This window comes from Mycobacterium sp., from assembly GCF_049673265.1.
Classification (GTDB): domain Bacteria; phylum Actinomycetota; class Actinomycetes; order Mycobacteriales; family Mycobacteriaceae; genus Mycobacterium.
In genome coordinates this window covers 1-5671 of sequence record NZ_JBATXN010000222.1, presented here as the reverse complement: position 1 = coordinate 5671, position 5671 = coordinate 1, and the positions used below count along the sequence as shown (strand labels likewise).

The window sequence follows — 5671 nt, the reverse complement described above, 5'->3', positions numbered from 1 at the left end:
CGAATCGCCGGCCCGCCCCGGACGCGACGCCGGCGAGCGCCGCTTCGGGTCTGGCCGTTTGGATTCGGGCATAGTTCTCGCCGGCTAGCCGGCTTCCGGCGCGTACCGGGGGAACGCCAGATCACCGGCGTAACGGGCCGCGTCGCCGAGGGCTTCTTCGATCCGAAGTAGTTGGTTGTACTTCGCGACGCGCTCGCTGCGCGCGGGCGCGCCCGTCTTGATCTGCCCACTCCCCACTGCGACCGCCAGATCGGCGATCGTGGTGTCCTCGGTCTCGCCGCTGCGGTGGCTCATCATCGTCCGGTATCCGCTGTGGTGTGCCAGTGCGACCGCATCGAGTGTCTCGGTCAACGTGCCGATCTGATTCACCTTGACCAGCAACGCATTTGCCGCGCCCTTTTCGATTCCTTCTTCGAGCCGCTCGGGATTGGTGACGAACAGATCGTCGCCGACAATCTGCACCCGGTCACCGATCGCCGTCGTCAGAGCTACCCAACCGTCCCAATCATCTTCGGCCAGTGGATCTTCGATGGACACCAATGGGTAGGAGTCGAGCAGCTCAGCGTAAAACTGCGTCATCTCATCGGCGGTACAGGTCTTCTTTTCGAACGCGTAGCCGGTGCCGTCGGTATAAAACTCGGTTGCCGCGGCGTCGAGCGCCAATGCCACATCCGCGCCGAGCTTGAAACCCGCCGACTCGATGGCCTGACTGATCACGTCCAGCGCCGCCTTGGTTCCCGGCACGTCGGGGGCGAATCCGCCTTCGTCACCCAGTCCGGTGGACAACCCCTGCTTCTTCAGCGCCGCCTTCAGGGCGTGGTAGACCTCGGCGCCCCAGCGCAGCGCCTCATAAAAACTGGGCGCCCCGATCGGGGCCACCATGAACTCCTGGATGTCCACGGCGGTGTCGGCGTGCGCGCCGCCGTTCAGGATGTTCATCATCGGCACCGGCAGGATGTGCGCGTTGGGACCGCCGAGATAGCGGAACAGCGGCAACTCGGCGGAATCGGCGGCCGCTTTGCTGACCGCCAGGGACACCCCGAGGATGGCGTTGGCGCCCAACCGGGACTTGTCCGGGGTGCCGTCCAGGTCAAGCAGCGCCTGATCGACCAGCCGCTGATCGTCGGCGGACAGGCCGATGACGGCGGGAGCGATTTCGTCGAGAACGGCCTGCACGGCCTTCTTCACGCCCTTGCCGCCGTAGCGGTCGCCGCCGTCTCGCAGCTCGACGGCCTCATGCTCGCCGGTCGACGCACCGGAAGGCACCGCGGCCCGCGCGAATGTCCCGTCGATGAGGGCCACCTCGACCTCGACCGTCGGATTTCCGCGCGAATCCAGGATCTCGCGGGCTCCGACCTGCTCGATAATCGGCACTGGGTTCTCCTTAGGTGCTCAGGGCGTGGTAAAGGCCAAGCGATTGCCATCAGTAGCATAGAGCCTGTTCAGAGCGGGTGACCCGCCGCATAGGCGGTAGCCCAGTCGCGCACGGCAAGGGCATACACGTCGGAGTAGTTGTACGCCCGCAGCGCCTCGATCCATCCTCGCGGCGTGGCGAGATCCTTTCCCCGCCAACACAGGTAACCCGCGGCCGACAACGCGGAATCATCGATGTTGTCGACGCTGACCACGCCGTCGTTGTTGGCATCCACCCCGTATTCACGCCACGTTTCGGGGATGAACTGCATTGGTCCCATGGCCCGCACGGCGTTGGAGCCGTCGTCCATGCCGCCTGCTTCGCTGTCGATGATGCGCAGGGTGCCATTGGTCCCGTCGAGCACCACACCCCTGATCGGGGGTCGCACGTCTCCGTTGGGAGACAGGTTCGCGTTGTGGTAGGTGCCGTGGTGGCTCTCGACCTGACCGATACCGGCCAACGTCGTCCAAGCGATGTGGCAGCCCGGGTTTTCGACCTCGGCGACCCGCGCGGCGTAGCCGTACGCCTCCAGCGCGGTGACCGGGATTTTCAGTGCGTGAGCATGTGCGCTCGCCCACTCGTGCAGCTGATCGGCAGCCCGGCCTTTGGCGTGGGTGTCGACGGGCGGCACCGCCGCACCGGGAGGCGGCGGCACGCCTTTGGGGATGTAGGGGCCCAGCTGCCAGCTACAACTTGATGCCAAGAGCAGGGCCGTCGCTCCCACGACGGCGAACGCCCGCAGCCAACGGACCGGCGACACAACACTCCCTACACACGATTACCCCGACCATGGTCCCACGCGAATCCAGTAGGTCAGCTGCCACTCGGCGCCGCGTCGCGACTAATCCCAGTTGTCCAGCCAAGATGCTCGCCGATCTACTCAGGCTCGCTAGGCCGATCCTCTTGCTCGTCTGCCGGCGATTCGTCAAGGTCAGGGGCGTCGCCGTCGCCGGCGGCGGCCTCGGCCACGCCCTCTTCGGCAGGCTGGTCATCGTTGGGCTCGAGCTCCGGTTCGGCGACGTCATCAGCCGCGCCGTCCGCCTCGTCGACGTCCTCCGCCGACTCCTCGTGCTCGTCGGCGAGCCCCGCCGTCTCGAGGACAGGGAGCCAGTGCGCGCGCCACTCCTCCTCGGCGATCACGCCCAGCGGAGCAACATCGAGCTCTTCAGGAACGTCTTCTCCGCGGCGGTCAGCGGCAATCGCCTTCTCGGCGCTGCGGACGGTATCCATGAATTCTAAAACCGCTGTGCGTAAAGCATTTTCGGCATCGACATCGGCGGTTACCGCGATCGACGTGATCTCTGCCGGGATCAGGTCAGCGGGCAACCCCGCCCGGTGGACACGCTGAACTACCTTATGCGCCAACGCAAGAGCCGGCTGAGCGGTCGGCACGTCGTCTAGCACCGAGGCCGATGCCTTCTTTGCCCGTTTTTCCTGGGCTTTGCGCTCCTCCCACTGAGCCAGCTGCTCGTCGAGCGAAATCTCTTCTCCAGCAAGAACTCCAGGAACCCGATTACCCAATTTGCGAAGCAGCGCGTCGGCGACATCGTCAATGCTGAACGGATGCTGTGGCGCGTCCTCGGCGATGCGGGCGTGGAAAAGCACTTGCAGCAGCACGTCGCCGAGCTCCTCGCGCAACGCGTCGGCATCGCCGCTGCGCACCGCGTCGAAGACCTCGTAGGTCTCTTCCAACAGGAACCGGCGCAACGAGTCGTGAGTTTGCTCACTTTCCCACGGCCCGGCGGTTCGCAGCTTGTCCATCATCGCGACGGCGTCCACCAGTCGCTCCCCCGGCTGATGATCGGGCGCAGAAATCAGTCGCTCGCCGGCGGCCAAACGTGCGGTGACCGAAGGGTGGTCGGGATCCGAGGACAGCAGCACCGGAGCATCCTCCCCGGTATGCGCGGAGCGGGCCGCCGGCAGCGTCCAGGGCACCGCGACCGGCATTTCCTCGGTGTACTGCACCTCACCGGTGAGCAATTCGATGGCCTCCACCGGAACCAGCGACGGTCGGCGAGGGTCGACCAGGATGACAGTCATCTTGCTTGTCGCTCCTGTCTCGCCGCCGGCGCCGATTGCCCGGATGGCATCGTTATATCAACCTTGCTCGACTCTCCCGGTTTCCCATCCAGCGCCGATACCAAATCGGCCACCATTTGCACCAGCTCGAGATCACGGATTCGGGGCGCCCCGACGCCGCCGGCGCGCGGAATCGGAACCTGCACCGTCGACGTGGTAGCGCGATAACGCGCACCCGGATACATCCGCGCCAATCGCACCTGGGCAGAATCCGGCAGGGTCATCGGCGCCAGCCGCACCGTGGCCGCCGATGCCGCCGAGACTTCGGTGATGCCGGCGGCGCGGCACAGCAGCCGGAGTCGTGCCACGGCCACCAGCCGCTGCGCGGTTTCGGGCAGCGTCCCGTAACGGTCGGTCAACTCCTCGACAACGGCATCGACGCCGGCGTTGTCGCCCGCTGCGGCCAGCCGGCGGTATCCCTCCAGCCGGAGCCGGTCGCTCGGGATGTAGTCCGGCGGCAGGTGCGCATCGACCGGCAAGTCGATCCGCACATCTTTGGGCTCTTCGGCCGTGGTGACGGTCTTCCCGTCGGCCGCAGCGCGATACGCCTCCACGGCCTCGCCCACCAACCGCACATATAGATCAAAGCCCACCCCGGCCACGTGTCCGGACTGCTCGACCCCCAGCACATTGCCGGCGCCGCGAATCTCCAAATCCTTCATCGCCACCGCCATGCCTGCGCCCAGTTCGCTATTCTGCGCGATCGTCGCCAACCGGTCGTAGGCGGTTTCGGTCAGCGGGGCGTGTTGCGGATAAAGGAAATAGGCATAACCGCGTTCACGACTGCGGCCCACCCGACCCCGCAGCTGGTGCAGCTGGGCCAGCCCGAAGGTGTCGGCGCGCTCGACGATCAGCGTGTTGGCATTGGAGATGTCCAGACCGGTCTCGACGATCGTCGTGCATACCAGGATGTCGAACTCGCGGTTCCAGAATCCTTCGACAGTGGTCTCCAGCAGATCCTCGTGCATTTGCCCATGCGCGACGGCCACTTTGGCCTCGGGCACCAATTCCCGCACCCGCGCTGCCGTCTGATCGATGGAACTGACCCGGTTGTGGACGTAGAAAGCCTGCCCGTCGCGCAGCAGTTCTCGGCGCAGCGCCGCGGCGACTTGCTTGTCGTCGTGTGGCCCGACGTAGGTCAGCACCGGGTAGCGCTCTTCGGGCGGGGTCAAAATTGTCGACATCTCACGGATCCCGGCCAAACTCATCTCCAGCGTGCGCGGGATCGGCGTGGCGCTCAGCGTCAGCACGTCGACGTGGGTGCGCAGCGACTTGATGTGCTCCTTGTGCTCGACGCCGAACCGTTGTTCCTCGTCGACGACCACCAGGCCGAGGTCCTTCCACCGCACCCCGGTCTGCAACAGCCGATGGGTGCCGATCACGATGTCCACCGAACCGTCGGCCATGCCGTCGAGCACGGCGCGGGATTCGGCGGGGTCGGTGAACCGGGACAGGCCTTTGATCCGGACCGGGAAGCCGGCCATACGTTCTATAAAAGTCTGCAGATGCTGATCGGCCAGCAGCGTCGTGGGCACCAGGACGGCGACCTGCTTGCCGTCCTGCACCGCTTTGAACGCCGCACGAACCGCGATCTCGGTCTTGCCGTAGCCGACGTCACCGCAGATCACCCGGTCCATCGGGATCGGTTTCTCCATGTCGGACTTGACTTCGGTGATCGCGGTGAGCTGGTCATGAGTTTCGGTGAAGCCGAAGGCATCCTCCATTTCGGCCTGCCACGGGGTGTCCGACCCGAACGCGTGTCCCGCGCTGGCCTGCCGTTTGGCGTACAGCGCCACCAGCTCGCCGGCGATCTCCCTGACCGCTTTGCGGGCTTTCGTCTTGGTGTTGGTCCAGTCGCTGCCGCCGAGCCGGCTCAGCGCCGGGGCCTGCCCACCGACATACCGGGATAGCTGATCCAGCGAATCCATTGGCACATAAAGCTTGTCGGTCTCGTTCTGGCCTCGCTTGGTCGACGCATACTCCAGTACCAGATACTCACGCCGAGCCCCGCCGACGGTGCGTTCGGTCATCTCGACGAATCGCCCGATGCCGTGCTGGTCATGAACGACCAGATCGCCCGCGGTCAAAGCCAGCGGGTCGACGGTGTTACGGCGTTTGGCGGCAAGCCTTTTGCCGTCCGTGGCCGTCACCCGGTTGCCGGTCAGGTCGGTCTCGGTG

The 5671-nt window shown here is 65.6% G+C and carries 3 protein-coding genes and 2 pseudogenes; all 5 read right to left on the bottom strand.

Annotated features, from left to right (window positions below):
• Nucleotides 1-72, bottom strand: a pseudogene (locus tag WBF82_RS07835) (FtsB family cell division protein); the annotation flags it as partial.
• Between the two features lie 12 nt (nucleotides 73-84).
• Entirely contained in the window at nucleotides 85-1374 is a 1290-nt protein-coding gene (gene eno / locus WBF82_RS07830) for a phosphopyruvate hydratase (RefSeq protein ID WP_424382482.1), read from the bottom strand.
• A 68-nt stretch (nucleotides 1375-1442) separates the two neighbouring features.
• Nucleotides 1443-2174, bottom strand: coding sequence for a lytic transglycosylase domain-containing protein (locus tag WBF82_RS07825; RefSeq protein ID WP_424382481.1), 732 nt, complete (start codon nucleotides 2172-2174; stop codon nucleotides 1443-1445).
• A gap of 347 nt (nucleotides 2175-2521) precedes the next feature.
• Nucleotides 2522-3454: pseudogene (locus WBF82_RS07820) on the bottom strand (nucleoside triphosphate pyrophosphohydrolase); the annotation flags it as partial.
• Nucleotides 3451-5671 (bottom strand): transcription-repair coupling factor (gene mfd, locus WBF82_RS07815; protein WP_424382480.1); only part of this gene is annotated, 2221 nt, incomplete at its 5' end. The pseudogene WBF82_RS07820 and the gene mfd, both read right to left, overlap by 4 nt.